Raw genomic sequence first — 15002 nt, forward strand, 5'->3', positions numbered from 1 at the left:
TCGGGTTATGATTGAAACGCTGTAATTCAATATAGGGGTACAGGTGCGGGTTATTGTAGTTCAGGTGAACCACAAAGCCTACATAGACCTGATTGTTTTCACGGTGATAGATGAACGACCCGCCGCCCGCGTTCTTGCCCAAGGGCCAGCCCATAGTATGGGTCACGGTGCCTTCGCGGTGCTTTTCCGGGTCGATTTCCCAGATTTCCTTCATGCCGATGCCGAATTTCTGCGGGCAATGGCCGTGGGACAGGTCGTATTTCGCGATGACCTCCTTGGCGAGCGAGCCGCGAACGCCTTCGGACAGGAACACGTATTTGCCGTGCAGCTCCATCCCCGGCTCGGTGCCCTCGCCGATGGACCCATCGGGCTCTAGCCCGAAGACACCGGCCACGACACCCTTCACCTCGCCATTGTCGCCGTAGACGAGTTCAGAGCAGGCCATGCCGGGGAAAATCTCGACACCCAGTTCCTCTGCCTGCTCGGCCATCCAGCGGCAGACATTGCCCATCGAGACGATGTAATTGCCATGGTTGTTCATCAGGGGCGGCATCGGGAAGTTCGGCACGCGCAGCTGGCCCGCGGGGCCGAGCACGTAGAAGTTGTCTTCCTTCACTGGCGTATTCAGCGGCGCACCCTTCGCCTTCCAGTCCGGGATCAGTGCGTCGAGACCCGACGGGTCCAGCACGGCACCCGACAGGATGTGCGCCCCCACTTCCGAGCCCTTTTCCAGCACAACGACGCTGAGGTCGGCATCGAGCTGCTTCAGCCGGATCGCAGCAGACAGACCAGCCGGCCCCGCCCCCACGATGACAACGTCGTATTCCATCGATTCCCGTTCGATCTCGGACATTCCCGCATTTCCTCCGGTTCGACGCCCCCAAGCGCCAAGAATTTCGGTTCGCGATGGGGTAACGCGGCCCGCCTGCTGCGTCAATTGCGACGCAACATCACTTTGCCTTTCGGGGTCGCAGACTAACTATGTTTCGTCGCCCCTTGGCTCGGGGCCGCGAAAAAGGAGAGTTTGATGACCCCGTTCCGCCTGTTGTTCTTTGCACTCGCGATTCTCGGAACCGTGCTGCCCATACGCTACTTCCTGGCCTGGTTCGCAGAGAACGGCTTTTCGATCATGGGAATGGTGGATGCCTGGCACGCCAATGCCGCAACCTCGGGCCTTGTCTGGGACCTGACCGTCTCGGCGCTGGCCCTTACCCTATGGGTGCTGATCGAGGTGGTGCGCGGGCGGAACTGGTGGGGTCTGCTCGCCATTCCGGCCACGTTCTGCATCGGCGTCAGCTGCGGCCTGCCGCTCTATCTTGCGCTGCGGCGTTGAGGCAGGGCACTGATAAGGCGCGTCTACGCACGTTGTTCTGCGCCCCGTTGAAGGAGCGCAGAACCCCGGTTTCGAACCCGCGTCACCGGCGGCCGGTCGACCGGCCGCCCCGCGCGGGATCAGAGCGTCAGGATCGTTGAGCCGGTGGTTTGCCGCGCTTCCAGCGCGCGGTGCGCCTCGGCAACATCTTGCAGCGGGAAGCGCTGGTCGATCCTGATCTTCACGTCGCCCGCCACGACTTTCTCGAACAACTCGCTTGCCATCTGCTGGCATGTCGGTCCGTCAGCGATATGGGTGAAGAGCGTGGGCCGCGTGATCTTGAGCGAGCCTTTCTGGGCGAGCAGGCCGACCGAGAAAGGCGGCACGGCCCCCGAGGCATTGCCGAAGCTGATCATTATGCCAAGCGGCTTGAGGCAGTCGAGAGAGCCCTCGAACGTATCCGCGCCCACGGCATCCATAACCACGTCAACACCCACGCCACCGGTCAGGTCCTTCACCCGGGCGGCCCAGTCTTCCTTGCGGTAATTGATGCACTCGCTTGCCCCGTGATCGAGCGCCAGTTGGCACTTTTCGTCCGTTCCCGCGGTTCCGATCAGGCGAATGCTTTCGGAGCGCGCCCACTGGCAGGCGATCAGGCCCACGCCGCCCGCGGCGGCATGAAACAGAACCGTGTCCCCCGGCAGGATCGGGGTCGTGCGGCGGAAGAGGTAATGGGTGGTCAGCCCCTTGAGCATCATCGCCGCGCCTTCCTCGAAGGAAATCGCGTCAGGCAGCGGGCAGACTTGCGCGGCCGGCATCACGCGGGCATCGCAATAGGCACCGGGCGGGGTCGCAGCATAGGCGGCGCGGTCGCCGGTCTTCAGATGCGTCACGCCCTCGCCCACAGCCTCGATGATACCCGCGGCCTCCATGCCGAGCGCGTGGGGCAGGGACATCGGGTAAAGCCCGGTGCGCTGGTAGACGTCGATGAAATTCAGACCGACGGCCTTGTGCCGGATCATGACCTGGCCCGGGCCGGGTTGGCCAAGCTCTGCTTCGACCATCTTGAACTTCTCGGGGCCACCATGTTCCTCGATCACCATAGTGCGAACCGTCATGGGTCTTTCCCTCCCTTGGATGACACATCGTTGCGACAAGAGCTAAGTCCGCCCCCGTCCCAAGTCGAGTAGCTCTTTGAATTTTCCCACCATGATGCTAGGGCGCGGGCTGAGCTTGCAGCAAGGCCGACCCCGATGGACCACTTCCTTTACCGTGACGGCATCCTTCATGCCGAAGACGTGCCCCTGCCCGCAATCGCCGAGGCGGTCGGGACCCCGTTCTATGTCTACTCCACGGCTACGCTGACACGGCATTACCAGCTCTTCAAGGATGCGCTGGACGGCGTTCCGAACATGGTCTGCTACGCGATGAAGGCCAATTCCAACCAGGCCGTTCTCAGGGTTCTGGCGGACCTCGGTGCCGGGATGGACGTGGTGTCGGGCGGGGAATACGCCCGGGCAAAGGCAGCGGGCGTTCCGGGAGACCGGATCGTCTTTTCGGGTGTCGGCAAGACACAGGAGGAAATCCGCGCAGCACTGTCCGGGGGCATTCGGCAGTTCAACATCGAGAGCGAGCCCGAGATGCTGGCGATTTCCCAGGTCGCCACATCGCTTGGTGTAACTGCACCGGTGACGATCCGCGTGAACCCCGATGTCGACGCGCGCACCCACGAAAAGATTGCGACCGGGAAGTCCGAGAACAAGTTCGGCATCCCCATTGCCCGAGCCCGCGAGGTCTACGCTCTGGCCGCCGGCCTGCCGGGGCTGGAGGTGATCGGGATCGACGTGCATATCGGCAGCCAGCTGGTGGAACTGGAGCCTTTCGAACAAGCCTACAAGAAGGTCGCAGAGCTGACCCGGACCCTGCGTGCTGACGGGCACGATATTCGGCGGCTCGATCTCGGGGGTGGGCTTGGCATCCCCTACACCCGGTCGAACGAGGCACCGCCGCTGCCGCTGGATTATGGCGCGCTCATCAAGCGCTCGGTTGAGGGGCTGGACGTTGAAGTCGAGATCGAGCCGGGCCGCCTGATCGCGGGCAATGCCGGGCTTCTGGTCTCGTCGGTGATCTATCTCAAGGAAGGAGAGGGGCGGAACTTCCTGATCCTCGACGCGGCGATGAACGACCTGGTGCGCCCGTCCATGTATTCGGCCCATCACGATATCGATCCAGTGATCGAGCCCGCGCCCGGCACCGAGCGTGCGGCCTTCGACATCGTGGGGCCCGTCTGCGAAAGCGGCGACACCTTCGCCAAGGGCCGCGAGTTGACGCCCCTTGCCGCAGGGGACCTCGTGGCCTTCCGCTCTGCGGGGGCCTATGGCGCGGTCATGGCCTCGGAATACAACACGCGGCCTCTCATCCCCGAGGTTCTGGTGAAAGGCGATCAATTCGCCGTCATCCGCCCCCGTCCGACATTTGACGAAATGATCAATCGCGATATCGTGCCAGAGTGGCTCTAGGCCGCCCCAGTCCCAACTGAGGGACATAACCCGCGAAAGGTCACATGACCGACCAGACCCGACTTGCACGGGCGACGCTCGATCGCCTTGCCTGGCCCCTGAGGCTGACCCGCCTCGGGATCGGGGCGGAGCGGGCCGTCCGCGCCTTCTGGCCCGTCTGGACCATCGTCCTGTCGGGCGTTGCGGCGCTGGCGTTCGGCGCCGCCGAGGCGCTGCCAGGTGGCTGGCTGATCGGCGGTCTCGCCGCGGCCGGGATCGCCCTGGTCTGGGCTTTGGTTTCCGGTCTGCGCCGGTTTCGCTGGCCGTCCCGGGCCGAGGCGATGGAGCGCCTCGATGGCACTCTGCCGGGCCGCCCCCTGACCGCCCTTCTGGACAATCCCGCCATCGGTCGTGGCGACGCGCAGTCCCTGGCAGTCTGGCAGGCGCATCAGCACCGCATGGCAGCCCGCGCGGCAACGGCGCGTGCGCCGGAACCCGACCTGCGCCTGCACGACCGGGACCCGTATGGATTGCGTTTCATGGCAGCAACCGCTTTCGCCATGGCGCTGCTCTTCGGGACATTGTGGAAGGTGGTGGACGTGGGAGATGCCATGGCCGGTGCGCCGCAGATGCCCGCGACTGGGGGCCCAAGTTGGGAAGGCTGGGTCGAGCCGCCGCTCTATACCGGGCGCCCCTCGCTCTATCTCAATGAAATCGTCGCCGAAGAATTCGAAGTTCCCGCGGGCTCTCGCATCACCTTGCGCATCTATGGTGAGGCGGAGGCGATCACCATCACCCAGAGCCTTCAGGACATTGATCCGCCGACCGATCCGGCCAGCCTGTCCCGCCAGATTATCGTCGAGCAATCCGGCGCGTTGGAAATCACCGGCGCCACCCCGCGAAGCTGGCGCATCGTGATGCTTGCGGACCGTGCCCCCACGGTCGATCTGGCTGAACCCGTGACAGGCGTGCCGCCGGGGTCGGTGCAGATGACCTACGCAGCACAGGACGACTATGGTATCCGGTCCGGCCAGGCGGTGCTGACGCTCTGGCCCGAGGCGGCAGACCGCCGCTATGGGCTCGCCGTCGCGCCGGAGCCGCGCGAGGCCCTTGTTCTCGATCTTCCCCTTCCGTTCAGGGGCGGGCGCGAGGAGTTTTCAGAGGTTCTGGTCGAGGACCTGTCGCAACATCCCTTCGCGACCTTGCCCGTTCGGCTGGAACTGACGGTCGAGGACGATGCCGGCCAGCAAGGGCAAACGATTGTCGAGCTCGACCGCTTGCCGGGCCGCCGCTTCTTCGACCCGATCGCCAATGCGCTGATCGAGATGCGCCGCGACCTGCTGTGGTCGCGTGAGAACGCTGGGCGCGTTGCGCAGTTGCTGCGCGCGATCACCTACCAGCCTGATGAATTTTTCGAGAATGAAGAGGTCTATCGCCAGGTGCGCGCCGTGATCCAGCGGCTCGAAGCCGGGGTGGACAGCCTGTCTGCCGAAACCCGCGACGAGGTTGCCGAGATCCTCTGGAGCGCGGCACTGGCGCTGGAGGAAGGCGACCTTGCCGATGCGCTGGAACGTCTGCGACGGGCGCAGGACCGCTTGGCCGAAGCCATGCGCCAGGGGGCCAGCGACGAGGAGATTGACCAGCTGATGCAGGAACTGCGCGACGCGATGCAGGACTACATGCAGGAACTCGCAGACAACACGGAGCCTGGTGATGGCACCGATGAGCCGGACCAGTCGGGCGAGTCGATGGAACTCAGCATGGATGCGCTGGAAGAGATGATGCGGCGGATCGAGGAGTTGATGCAGCAGGGCCGCATGGCAGAGGCGCAGGAGATGCTGGATGCGCTTCGCCAGATGATGGAAAACATGCAGATCACCCAAGGCGGCAACAATCCCAACGGTCCGCGCAGCCCCGGCCAGGAGGCCATGGACGGGCTTCAGGATACCTTGCGCGATCAGCAGGGGCTTGCCGACCAGGCCTTCCGCGACTTGCAGGAACGATTCAACCCCAATGCCCCGCGCCCCGAAGAGGGGCAGGAGGGGTCGGACGGGAACCAGCAGGGTGGCGAGCAGGGCGGAGAAAACGATGAAGGCAGCCTTGCCGAGCGCCAGCGTGAATTGCTGGAGCAGTTGCGGGAACAGGCTCAGAGCCTTCCGGGGCAGGGCACCGAGGAAGGGCGCGAGGCGCTGCGCGAACTGGAAGAGGCAGGCCGGGCCATGCGCGAGGCCATTGAAGAGCTAGAACAAGGCGATCTGGCCGAGGCGCTCGATAGCCAGTCCGAAGCGATGGAAGCCCTGCGCGATGGCATGGAAGCCCTTGGTGAGGCGCTCGCCGGTGATCAGGGCGACGATCCCGGGCAGGGGCAGGCAGAGGGCAACATGTTTGCCGAGCGCCCGCTGGAAGACCCGTTGGGTCGCCAGGCCGGCAATTCCGGGGCGTTCGGGACAGAGGAAAGCTTCGAGCAACGCGAAGAGGCGTTCCGGCGTGCACGCGAACTGCTTGATGAAATTCGCCGCCGCTCCGCCGAACAGGACCGCCCCGAGGTCGAACTGGACTACCTGAGGCGCTTGCTGGACCGGTTCGCAGAAAACCGCTGAGGCGGGCCGCGATCAGCTGCCCGCGCGCGCGGCCAGCTGATCGGCAAGCGACTGCACAAGCCCGTCGAGCCAGACCCGCAACTCGTTCACCTGATCGACATATTGCGCCAGGTAGGGGCCGGCTTGTGGCACGGCATCCGCGATAAGCGGGGCGTAGGCGTAGGCCCCCACGGCGGCAGCAGCCAGCAGGATCATCAGCAGGAACCCCACGCGGAAGCCGCGTCGACGCCGTGGCCGCAAATCCATGCTTTCGATGTCGGTCGTGCGGAACTCGCCCGCGTCGCGGTCGGTGGTTGAGCGCAGGGTCGAGTTGATCTCTTCGATATCGGGCAGCAGGTCGCGGCCCGACGGGCCGCGCCCGCCGTCCCGTGCTTCGGCTTCCAGGTCAGCACGGATCGTGGCCAGTTCATCCGCGGCGGCGTCGGCCTGCTCTTCGGGGTCGGTCGCACGGGTAGCAGGCGGCGGCGCGCTGTCGAGCGCCATCTCTTCCTGCTCCTCATCGACGGGGGCTGCGGCCCGGCGAAGGGTTTCTTCGCGCTCGCGTTCCTCGCGCAGGATGTCCCGCAGCGCAGGGTCCAGTTCACGGCGCGGCGAGCTGCGCTCGCCGTCGCCTGCAGGGGCAGGGGTAGGGTCTTCAACCCGGGCCCGGTTTCCGGGCTGGAACCAAGTCGTGGCGCAGTTGGAGCACTGCACATCCCGGCCCTCGGGCGGAATGAGCGAGTCATCCACCTCGTAACGGGCGCTGCAGTTTGGGCAGGTCAGGCGCATCGACATCCTCACGCGGTCGCCCGGAAGCGGACCAGGAACTTGAAATCTTTCGCAACTCTACCAACGCGATTCCGCCATTCCAAGCCATTGCATGGGCTTACGATTGCAAGAAAGCCCGGGGTGAGGCATGACGGTCTCAGCAAAGAGGGACGGAGCAGGCGCGTGATCGAGTTGAAAGAGGCTGCGTATGGCTATGGTGGCAGCCCCCTTCTGTCCGATATTTCCCTTCGGCTGGCGCCGGGGTCATTCCACTTTCTGACCGGTCCATCCGGGTCCGGGAAAACGACCTTCCTGAAGCTGTGCTATGCCGATCTGACCGCGACGGGCGGGCAGGTCAACATTTTCGGACAGGACGCTGCGACCATGAGCCGGGACGAGATCGCCCTAGCCCGCCAGCGTATGGGCGTGGTGCATCAGGATTGCGAGTTTCTCGATCATCTGCCCCTTAAGGAAAACATAGCCCTGCCGCTGACGGTTGCAGGGCGAAACGGGCCCGGCTCTGATGGCAATCTTTCCGAACTGATCGGCTGGGTTGGCCTGACCGCGCGGGCCTCTGCCTTGCCACCAGAACTGTCCGGTGGTGAACGCCAACGTGCCGCGCTGGCCCGCGCCGTGATGACCGATCCGGATGTGATCCTGGCCGACGAACCCACGGGTAACATCGACTGGGAGATGTCCCTGCGCCTGCTGCAATTGCTGGTGGAACTCAACCGCATGGGCAAGACCATCCTCATTGCCACCCATGACCTCGCCCTGATCCGGGCGGCCAAGGCGCAAGTGTCGGCACGGGTTCTGCGCATCGCGGGTGGGCGTCTGCAACTGGCGGGGGCCGATCTATGAGCAGGCCGTCCGGTATTCTCGACATTCTGAAGGGCGACGCGCAGGCCGATCGGGTGGTGCCCCGGCGCGGCCACTCGGTGAGGCTGACGCTCTTTACCTCCGGGGCAATGGCCTTCCTTGCCGTGTTCGCGCTGGCCCTGTCGCTGGCGTCTGGCCGGTTGGCCGATCGCTGGTCAGAGGCCCTGGCACGCAGTTCCACGATCCGAATCTCGGCACCCGCCGCGCAAATGGAGGCGCAGATCTGGGCCGTTCTGGAAGTGCTGGAACAGACCCCCGGCGTGGCCTCGGCGCGGGCGCTGACGGAAGACGAACAGCGCGCCCTGCTGGAGCCGTGGTTCGGCCCGGACCTGCCACTGGAGGACCTGCCGGTTCCCCGACTGGTCGAAGTGATCGAGACCGAAGAGGGTTATGATCCGGATGGCTTGCGTCTGCGATTGGCCGCCGAAGCCCCGGGTGCCGTGCTGGACGATCATACCCGGTGGCGCAGGCCGCTTGTGCGCGCGGCAGAACGCCTGCGCTCGCTTGGCTGGATCTCCCTGGCCCTGATCCTGGGCTCTGTTGCCGCCATGATAACCCTGGCCGCGCAGTCCGCGCTGGCGGCCAACGTCAAGGTCATCCGGGTGCTACGCCTGGTGGGCGCGCGCGACCACTACATTGCGCGTGCTTTCGTGCGCCGCTTTACCCTGCGTGCCCTGACCGGTGCCGCCGTGGGAACGGCCCTCGGCATGCTTGCCGTGGCCCTTTTGCCAAGCGCGCAGGAGGAAGGCGGCTTCCTGACCGGGCTTGGTTTCGCGGGGCTTCACTGGCTCTGGCCCTTGACCGTGCCGCCGCTGGCCGCCATCACGGCCTTCTGGGCTACGCGGAGCGCTGCCTTCAAAACGCTAAGGAGTCTGCCATGATCCAGTGGATCCGGTCCCTGATTTTCATCGGCCAGATGTATGTCGCCATGCTGGTGCTGGCGATTGTGTTCGCCCCATTCGCCATCGTCCGGCGCGAGGCGGCTTTCAAGGCGGTCCATACCTATTGTCGTTGGGTGCGGTGGACGGCGTCATGGATGGTCGGGTTGAAATCCGAAATCCGCGGTGAAGTTCCCCAGGGTGAAGTGCTGATCGCGGCAAAACACCAAAGCTTCTTCGATATCATCCTGATCGTCTCGGTCGTGCCCCGGCCAAGGTTTATCATGAAGTCGATCCTGAAATACGCCCCGATCCTGGGGTGGTATGCCAAGCGGATCGGCTGTGTCGCGGTTGACCGTGGCAAGCGTGCGCAGGCCATTCAACAGATGGTCGAGGGCGTAAAATCCGGCGCGCAGGAACCTGGGCAGCTGATTATCTACCCGCAAGGCACGCGCGTGGCACCGGGGGCGGACAAGCCCTACAAGATCGGGACAGCCGTGCTTTACCAGCAAACCGGGCAGACCTGCGTTCCGGCGGCGACCAACGTGGGCGTGTTCTGGCCGCGTCACGGTATCCTGCGCAAGCCGGGACTTGCGGTGGTGGAGTTCCTGCCCGCGATCGCACCCGGGCTGGAAACCGGGGCCTTCATGGCAGAACTGGAAGCGGTCGTGGAAAACCATTCCAACCGGTTGATGGCGGAGGCGGGTTTCGAGGTCAGTCAGTCTGACCAGACCTGATCCCGTCGGGGAATGGGAGAGATTGCGCCGAACCCGCTGACCGTTCCGGCGGCCACCTTGGCGGCAAGCTGACCCGCGCGGAGCACGTCCCCTGTTTCTAGGAAGTAGGCCAGGAAGGCCCCGGCAAAACTGTCGCCCGCCCCGGTTGAATCGAGCGGGTTTGAGAGGGCTGGGGGAATGTCTGTGCGCGACGCGGGCGTCGCGATCCTCACCCCTCGCGCGCCGCGCTTGAGCGCCACGATCTGCGCGCCATAGCCGAGGTAGTGATCGAGGATCGCATCGGGATCTGAAAGGCCCGTAAGCAGTTCGGCCTCGTCATCCGATGGAAAGACGATGTCTGCCAGCGGCAGGATCTCCTCGGCCGCCGCCATCGCCTCCTCCAGCGACCACAGGTTCAGCCGCAGATTGGTGTCGAAGGACACAAGCGTGCCACTCGCCCGGGCCAGTTCTGCCCCGCGCCGCACGGCGGCGCGCATGGTCGGGCTGATGGCCTGGGAGAGTCCCGAACTGTGCAGCACACTGGCGTCGGCAATGGCGGCTGCGGGCACATCATCCGGCCCGTAGAGACTGGCGGCCGATCCGCGCCGTGCATAGCTGAAATTCCGACCCGAGGCATGGGGTTGGACGAAGTAAGCCCCCGTTGGATCGCCTGCACGCGTGATGACATGAGCCGCAGACACGCCCTCGGCCCGCCACAGTGCCCGCAGCTCCTGGCCGAAGAGATCGTCGCCCACGGCGGAAAGATACCCGACGGATGCGCCTTGGCGCGCTGCCGCGATGGCGGCATTCGACGTGTCACCGCCGAACCCCCGTTCATAGAGCACGCGCGCGCCCTCATCGGGCAGGCGCATGAATTCGATCAGCGCCTCTCCGAGCGTCAGGATGTCGGTCATGGCTGTCCCCTTTCCTCAGGGCGTTATAGCAGCACCGCCTGGCCCGTCGCCGCCGATTCCTGCGCGGCAAGACCCATCCGCACCGCCCATGCCCCGTCGGACAGTGACACGTGAGGGCGGCCGCCCGTTCGGGCGGCATCCGCGAAAAACTTGTGTTGGTAGTAGGTCGATCCATTGTGGTCGCCCGCGTCCAGCAAGTCGGGCTCGACGGGTATATCCAGCTCGCGCGGGCCTCGCGGGTCGCGCGGGCTGACGATCAGCTTGGGCACCGGCGGCGCGCCGAGGTGCTCGGGCCAGAAGCGGCCGGGGCCGGGCACGAAGGCTTCGATCTTGCCCACTGGGCCGACGGCGGAAATCTCTTCCTGGTAGCGGCTGCCTTCAGCGAACATGCACAGCTCCAGCATTGCCCGCGCGCCATTGGCGAAATCGACGATGACATAGGCGTTGTCCCAGATGTCTGGTGTCTGGCCATCATAGCGTTCGTCCAGGTGGTTCACGGCCTGCCCCCCTGATGCCATCACGCGAACGGGGTCAGATTTCAGAGCCAGCCGCATCAGGTCGAAGAAATGGCAGCATTTCTCGACCAGCGTTCCCCCGGTCTGGTGATTGAAGCGGTTCCAGTCGCCCACCTTTTCAAGGAAGGGAAAGCGGTGCTCGCGGATCGTCAGCATGCGGATGCCGCCCGTTGCCGCGTCGGCCTGTTCCAGCAAGGCTGCAATCGGCGGCATGTAGCGATACTCCATCGCAACCCAGATCAACTGCGGATAGTCGGCTTCGAGCCGGGCAATGCGCTCGGCATGGGCGGGATCTGTATAAAGCGGTTTTTCCACCAGGATGGGCAGGGCGCGCAGCCGGGCGATCTCCTCCAGCTGCTCCACGTGGCGGAAGTTGGGCGAGGCAATGAGCAGGGCGTTGACATCGTCCATGGCCAGGAGCGCGGCGATGCTGTCGGCGAAGCGAAGTCCGGGCACCAGCCTGGCGGCTTCATCCTGCATACCCGCATCGGGCTCGAACACGGCAACAACCTCGGCTCCGTCGATCAATGCGATATTGCGGATATGTTCCTGGCCCATCATGCCGCAGCCGATGATGCCGTAACGCAAGGGGGGTGTCATTTGGGGGATTACCTCATGCGGGCGACGTAACGCGCCACGTTGCTGTCAAACCAGTTGCGGGAAACCTCGGCGATGCTGCCGTCGCGCGCGCGGCTTTGGCGTTCGACCAGTCCACAGGGCGCACCGGGGCGCGGGCCGAACTCAGGTGGGGCCCATTCAGGGCAGGACGCGACGCCGACCTGGTCCTCATAGCCGGTGATCCACAGATCGAGCGTCTCGCGGTAGAACATGTAAAGCGAATGCAGGAGGTCCCCGGCGTCGATGCGGTCGGCATGGCTGGCATCCAGCCAGATTTCCTCGACTGCGGCAGGCTCGCCGCCAAGGAATCGCATCCGACGAATCCTGTGGGCCTCGATTGATGCACCGAAGCGGGGCAGATCAGCGGGCTTCTGCATGCGGGCGACGTCCAGGACCTGTGCCGTTGGAAGGCCGCCACCGCCGACGAGTTCGAGGCGGAAGAAAGCATAGATTCCTTCGGGCGTCGCTTTCGATCTTATATAATTTCCTGACCCTTGCCGGCGGTCCAGAAGCCCCCGATTTTCCAGCTCGGACAAAGCTTTTCTGAGCGTGCCGACCGATATATCCAGGGACTTCGCCATCTCGCGTTCCGGCGGTAGCCGGCTTCCATCCATCAACCGTCCGGCCGCGATATCGCGGATCAGCATCTCGCTGATTTGCAGGTAGATCGGCAGGGCTCCGCCGGGTTGATTGGGGGGCATTTGATGCACCGAAAGCTAAATTGATACATTATTGATCTACTCATTGGGCAATGCTACGCAAGAAGAAAATGATGAGTCTGGGAGGAATGTTTTCATGACGGTGGTTCCCATCACTTCAGCCGATCTGGACGCTGCCGAGGTGTCTTGGTTCGCGGCGCTCTGTTCCGACGATTACCAGTTCCTTGGCGTGCCCGATGGCGACCTGCGGTCGAGCTGGGACCATTGTTCCGGCATTCTGCGCGAGGCGGAACGCCAGGGGTTCCGGAACATCCTCTGTCCGTCCTCTTACCAGGTGGGTCAGGACACGCTGTCCTTCGTTGCCGGGAATGCGCCGATCACCGACCGGATCAACATGCTGGCCGCCGTGCGCTGTGGCGAGATGCAACCGATCATGCTCGCGCGCACCATTGCCACGCTCGATCACATGCTGAAGGGCCGCCTGACGGTCAATATCATCAGTTCGGACTTCCCCGGCGAAGTTGCCGACAGCAAGTTGCGCTACCAGCGGTCGCGTGAGGTCGTGGAGATCCTCAAGCAGGCGTGGACGCAGGACGAGATCAATCACGAGGGCGAAGTCTACAGCTTCAAGGGGCTGACCACCGACCCCGCGAAACCCTACCAGACAGGCGGGCCGCTGCTCTACTTCGGGGGCTACTCGCCCGACGCGCTGGAGCTGTGCGGCCAGCATTGCGATGTCTACCTGATGTGGCCCGAGCCCAAGGAAAACCTGGCCGAGCGCATGAAGGCCGTGAACGCGGTGGCGGAACGGTATGGCCGGACGCTGGATTACGGCTTGCGGGTGCACATGATCGTGCGCGACACCGAGGCCGAGGCGCGGGAGTATGCCGATTACATCGTGTCCAAGCTCGATGACGAATATGGAAAGCTGATCCGCGACCGGGCGCATGACTCCATCTCGCTTGGCGTTGCGCACCAGGCCAAGGCGCGGGAACTGGCCGACAAGTTTGGTTACGTGGAACCCAATCTCTGGACTGGCGTAGGCCGGGCGCGGTCGGGCTGCGGCGCAGCGCTTGTCGGGTCGGTCGACCAGGTGCTGACCAAGATCGAGGACTACAAGACGATGGGAATGCGCGCCTTCATCTTCTCGGGCTACCCGCACCTGGAAGAATGCAAGATCTTCGGCGAGAAGGTCATGCCACACCTGACGACCTGTTCCCTGCCGCATGCATATGGCCGCGTGCCGAGTGAAACCCCGATGACGCCGCTTGGCGTGGGAGAGCGCAAATGACGGAACGATTGGACCTGTCCGGCCAGCTGGAAATCAGCCGCCTCGTCTATGGCATGTGGCGCGTGGCCGATGATACCGACACCTCGCCCGCCCATGTGCAGGCCAAGATCGAAGCCTGCCTGGAACAGGGCCTCACCACCATGGACCAGGCCGATATCTACGGCGACTATGGCGCCGAGGAGGTGCTGGGGGCGGCCCTGCGGGCCGCACCCGACCTGCGCGACCGGATCGAGATCGTCACCAAGTGCGATATCGTGGCCCCGATCGGCAAATACGCGGGAAAGCGGGTGAAATACTACGATACTTCCGCTGCCCATATCGCGGCCTCGGTCGAGGCGTCGCTGGTCAACATGGGCACGGACCACATTGACCTGCTGCTGATCCACCGCCCTGACCCGATGATGGATCACCATGAAACGGGTGCCGAGCTGGATAGGCTGGTCGCGTCTGGCAAGGTGCGCGCGGTGGGCGTGTCGAACTTCAAGCTCAACGACTGGACCCTGCTGCAATCGGCGATGACAACGCCGCTCTGCACCAACCAGGTCGAGGCGAGCGTGCTGCATTTCATGCCCTTCATCGATGGCGACATCGCCTGGATGCAGGAACGCGGCATTCGCCCGATGGCGTGGTCGCCGCTTGGCGGTGGCCGCCTGTTCGGGGACGAGGGCACTGCGGTGCGCGCGGTGTTGGATCGCGTGGCGCGCGAGCAGGGTGTTGATGCAACCGCCGTGGCGGTGGCCTGGCTTCTGGCGCATCCCGCGAAATTGGCGCCTGTCATGGGCACGAACAACCTCGACCGGATCCGCGCCATTTCCGATGCGACCCGCGTGGAACTGGATCGGGAAACCTGGTTCGAGATCCTGACGGCCGCCTGGGGGAGGGAGGTGCCATGACCATGCAGGACGCGATGCATCATTTCCATCCCGGCCCCGAGATGGGACGGGAACTGCGCGGGGCGTTGTCGCGCTTTGGCACTGGCGTGACCATCGTTACTACGGGCACGGAGGCTGGCCCCGTCGGGATCACGGCCAACAGTTTTTCTTCCGTTTCGCTCGATCCTCCGCTGGTGCTGTGGTCGGCTTCGCGCAATTCGCGTCGCTACCCGTTCTTTTCCGAGGCTGAACATATGGCGATCCATGTTCTGGCCGATGGGCAAATGCCGCTTTGCCGTGCCTTTGCTGCCTCACCACATGCCTTCGATCAGGCGGAATGGGCCGCGAACGAGCAGGGTGTGCCGTTGCTCGAAGGCTGTCTTGCCCGGTTCGAATGCGAACGCTACGCGGAATACGACGGGGGCGATCACGCGATCATCGTGGCGCGGGTGCTGAAAGCCTCGGTCAGGCAGGGCTTGCCGCTGCTCTTCTACGGGGGGCAA

Annotated in this window: 15 protein-coding genes; 9 read left to right on the plus strand and 6 right to left on the minus strand. The window is 64.4% G+C overall.

Annotation, left to right across the window (positions count from 1 at the left end; translation table 11 throughout):
- Nucleotides 1-853, minus strand: an 853-nt coding sequence (locus ACEQXV_RS02875) for an NAD(P)/FAD-dependent oxidoreductase (protein WP_370267801.1), incomplete at its 3' end; no start/stop codon positions are given.
- 174 nt (nucleotides 854-1027) lie between these two features.
- On the opposite strand from ACEQXV_RS02875, the gene ACEQXV_RS02880 reads away from it, so the two are divergent.
- Nucleotides 1028-1333, plus strand: coding sequence for a DUF2834 domain-containing protein (locus ACEQXV_RS02880; protein WP_370253305.1), 306 nt, complete (start codon nucleotides 1028-1030; stop codon nucleotides 1331-1333).
- A gap of 119 nt (nucleotides 1334-1452) precedes the next feature.
- On the opposite strand, the gene ACEQXV_RS02885 is transcribed toward ACEQXV_RS02880, so the two are convergent.
- Nucleotides 1453-2430 (minus strand): quinone oxidoreductase, encoded by a 978-nt coding sequence (locus ACEQXV_RS02885; protein ID WP_370267803.1) that lies wholly within the window; start codon nucleotides 2428-2430, stop codon nucleotides 1453-1455.
- A 135-nt stretch (nucleotides 2431-2565) separates the two neighbouring features.
- Between ACEQXV_RS02885 and lysA the strand changes: the two genes are divergently transcribed.
- Both lysA and ACEQXV_RS02895 read left to right on the plus strand, forming a co-directional pair.
- Complete coding sequence (gene lysA, locus ACEQXV_RS02890) at nucleotides 2566-3831, plus strand: diaminopimelate decarboxylase (protein ID WP_370267804.1); 1266 nt, start codon at nucleotides 2566-2568, stop codon at nucleotides 3829-3831.
- A 44-nt stretch (nucleotides 3832-3875) separates the two neighbouring features.
- Nucleotides 3876-6410: a TIGR02302 family protein gene (locus ACEQXV_RS02895; RefSeq protein WP_370267806.1), complete on the plus strand. Its 2535-nt coding sequence runs from the start codon at nucleotides 3876-3878 to the stop codon at nucleotides 6408-6410.
- Between the two features lie 12 nt (nucleotides 6411-6422).
- Here ACEQXV_RS02895 and ACEQXV_RS02900 read toward each other — a convergent pair whose 3' ends face one another.
- Nucleotides 6423-7178 carry a zinc-ribbon domain-containing protein gene (locus tag ACEQXV_RS02900; protein ID WP_370267808.1) on the minus strand — a complete coding sequence of 252 codons (756 nt, stop codon included), beginning with the start codon at nucleotides 7176-7178 and terminating at the stop codon, nucleotides 6423-6425.
- Nucleotides 7179-7340: 162 nt separating this feature from the next.
- Between ACEQXV_RS02900 and ACEQXV_RS02905 the strand changes: the two genes are divergently transcribed.
- The 3 genes from ACEQXV_RS02905 to ACEQXV_RS02915 are packed head-to-tail and all read left to right on the plus strand — an operon-like array spanning nucleotide 7341 to nucleotide 9651.
- Nucleotides 7341-8018, plus strand: coding sequence for a cell division ATP-binding protein FtsE (locus tag ACEQXV_RS02905; RefSeq protein WP_370255007.1), 678 nt, complete (start codon nucleotides 7341-7343; stop codon nucleotides 8016-8018).
- Nucleotides 8015-8917 carry a cell division protein FtsX gene (locus tag ACEQXV_RS02910; RefSeq protein ID WP_370267810.1) on the plus strand — a complete coding sequence of 301 codons (903 nt, stop codon included), beginning with the start codon at nucleotides 8015-8017 and terminating at the stop codon, nucleotides 8915-8917. Before ACEQXV_RS02905 ends, ACEQXV_RS02910 begins: the two co-directional genes overlap by 4 nt.
- Nucleotides 8914-9651: a lysophospholipid acyltransferase family protein gene (locus ACEQXV_RS02915; protein ID WP_370255011.1), complete on the plus strand. Its 738-nt coding sequence runs from the start codon at nucleotides 8914-8916 to the stop codon at nucleotides 9649-9651. Before ACEQXV_RS02910 ends, ACEQXV_RS02915 begins: the two co-directional genes overlap by 4 nt.
- On the opposite strand, the gene ACEQXV_RS02920 is transcribed toward ACEQXV_RS02915, so the two are convergent.
- Genes ACEQXV_RS02920 through ACEQXV_RS02930 form a run of 3 tightly spaced genes read right to left on the minus strand, consistent with a single transcriptional unit; the run spans nucleotide 9633 to nucleotide 12378 of the window.
- The gene (locus tag ACEQXV_RS02920; protein ID WP_370267812.1) at nucleotides 9633-10544 is read right to left on the minus strand and encodes a sugar kinase; all 912 of its coding nucleotides are present in this window, start codon (nucleotides 10542-10544) and stop codon (nucleotides 9633-9635) included. The two genes, ACEQXV_RS02915 and ACEQXV_RS02920, sit on opposite strands and share 19 nt — an antisense overlap.
- Nucleotides 10545-10567: 23 nt before the next feature.
- The gene (locus ACEQXV_RS02925; protein WP_370267814.1) at nucleotides 10568-11659 is read right to left on the minus strand and encodes a Gfo/Idh/MocA family protein; all 1092 of its coding nucleotides are present in this window, start codon (nucleotides 11657-11659) and stop codon (nucleotides 10568-10570) included.
- Between the two features lie 8 nt (nucleotides 11660-11667).
- On the minus strand, nucleotides 11668-12378 hold the full coding sequence (locus tag ACEQXV_RS02930) for a GntR family transcriptional regulator (RefSeq protein ID WP_370255016.1): 711 nt from the start codon (nucleotides 12376-12378) through the stop codon (nucleotides 11668-11670).
- A gap of 94 nt (nucleotides 12379-12472) precedes the next feature.
- Between ACEQXV_RS02930 and ACEQXV_RS02935 the strand changes: the two genes are divergently transcribed.
- The 3 genes from ACEQXV_RS02935 to ACEQXV_RS02945 form a co-directional block, all read left to right on the plus strand.
- On the plus strand, nucleotides 12473-13627 hold the full coding sequence (locus ACEQXV_RS02935) for an LLM class flavin-dependent oxidoreductase (protein WP_370267816.1): 1155 nt from the start codon (nucleotides 12473-12475) through the stop codon (nucleotides 13625-13627).
- On the plus strand, nucleotides 13624-14520 hold the full coding sequence (locus ACEQXV_RS02940) for an aldo/keto reductase family oxidoreductase (protein WP_370267818.1): 897 nt from the start codon (nucleotides 13624-13626) through the stop codon (nucleotides 14518-14520). The genes ACEQXV_RS02935 and ACEQXV_RS02940 overlap by 4 nt, the downstream gene beginning before the upstream one ends.
- A partial coding sequence (locus ACEQXV_RS02945; protein WP_370267820.1) for a flavin reductase family protein occupies nucleotides 14517-15002 on the plus strand: 486 nt, incomplete at its 3' end. The genes ACEQXV_RS02940 and ACEQXV_RS02945, both read left to right, overlap by 4 nt.

Source organism: Nioella sp., from assembly GCF_964229645.1.
GTDB lineage: Bacteria > Pseudomonadota > Alphaproteobacteria > Rhodobacterales > Rhodobacteraceae > Nioella.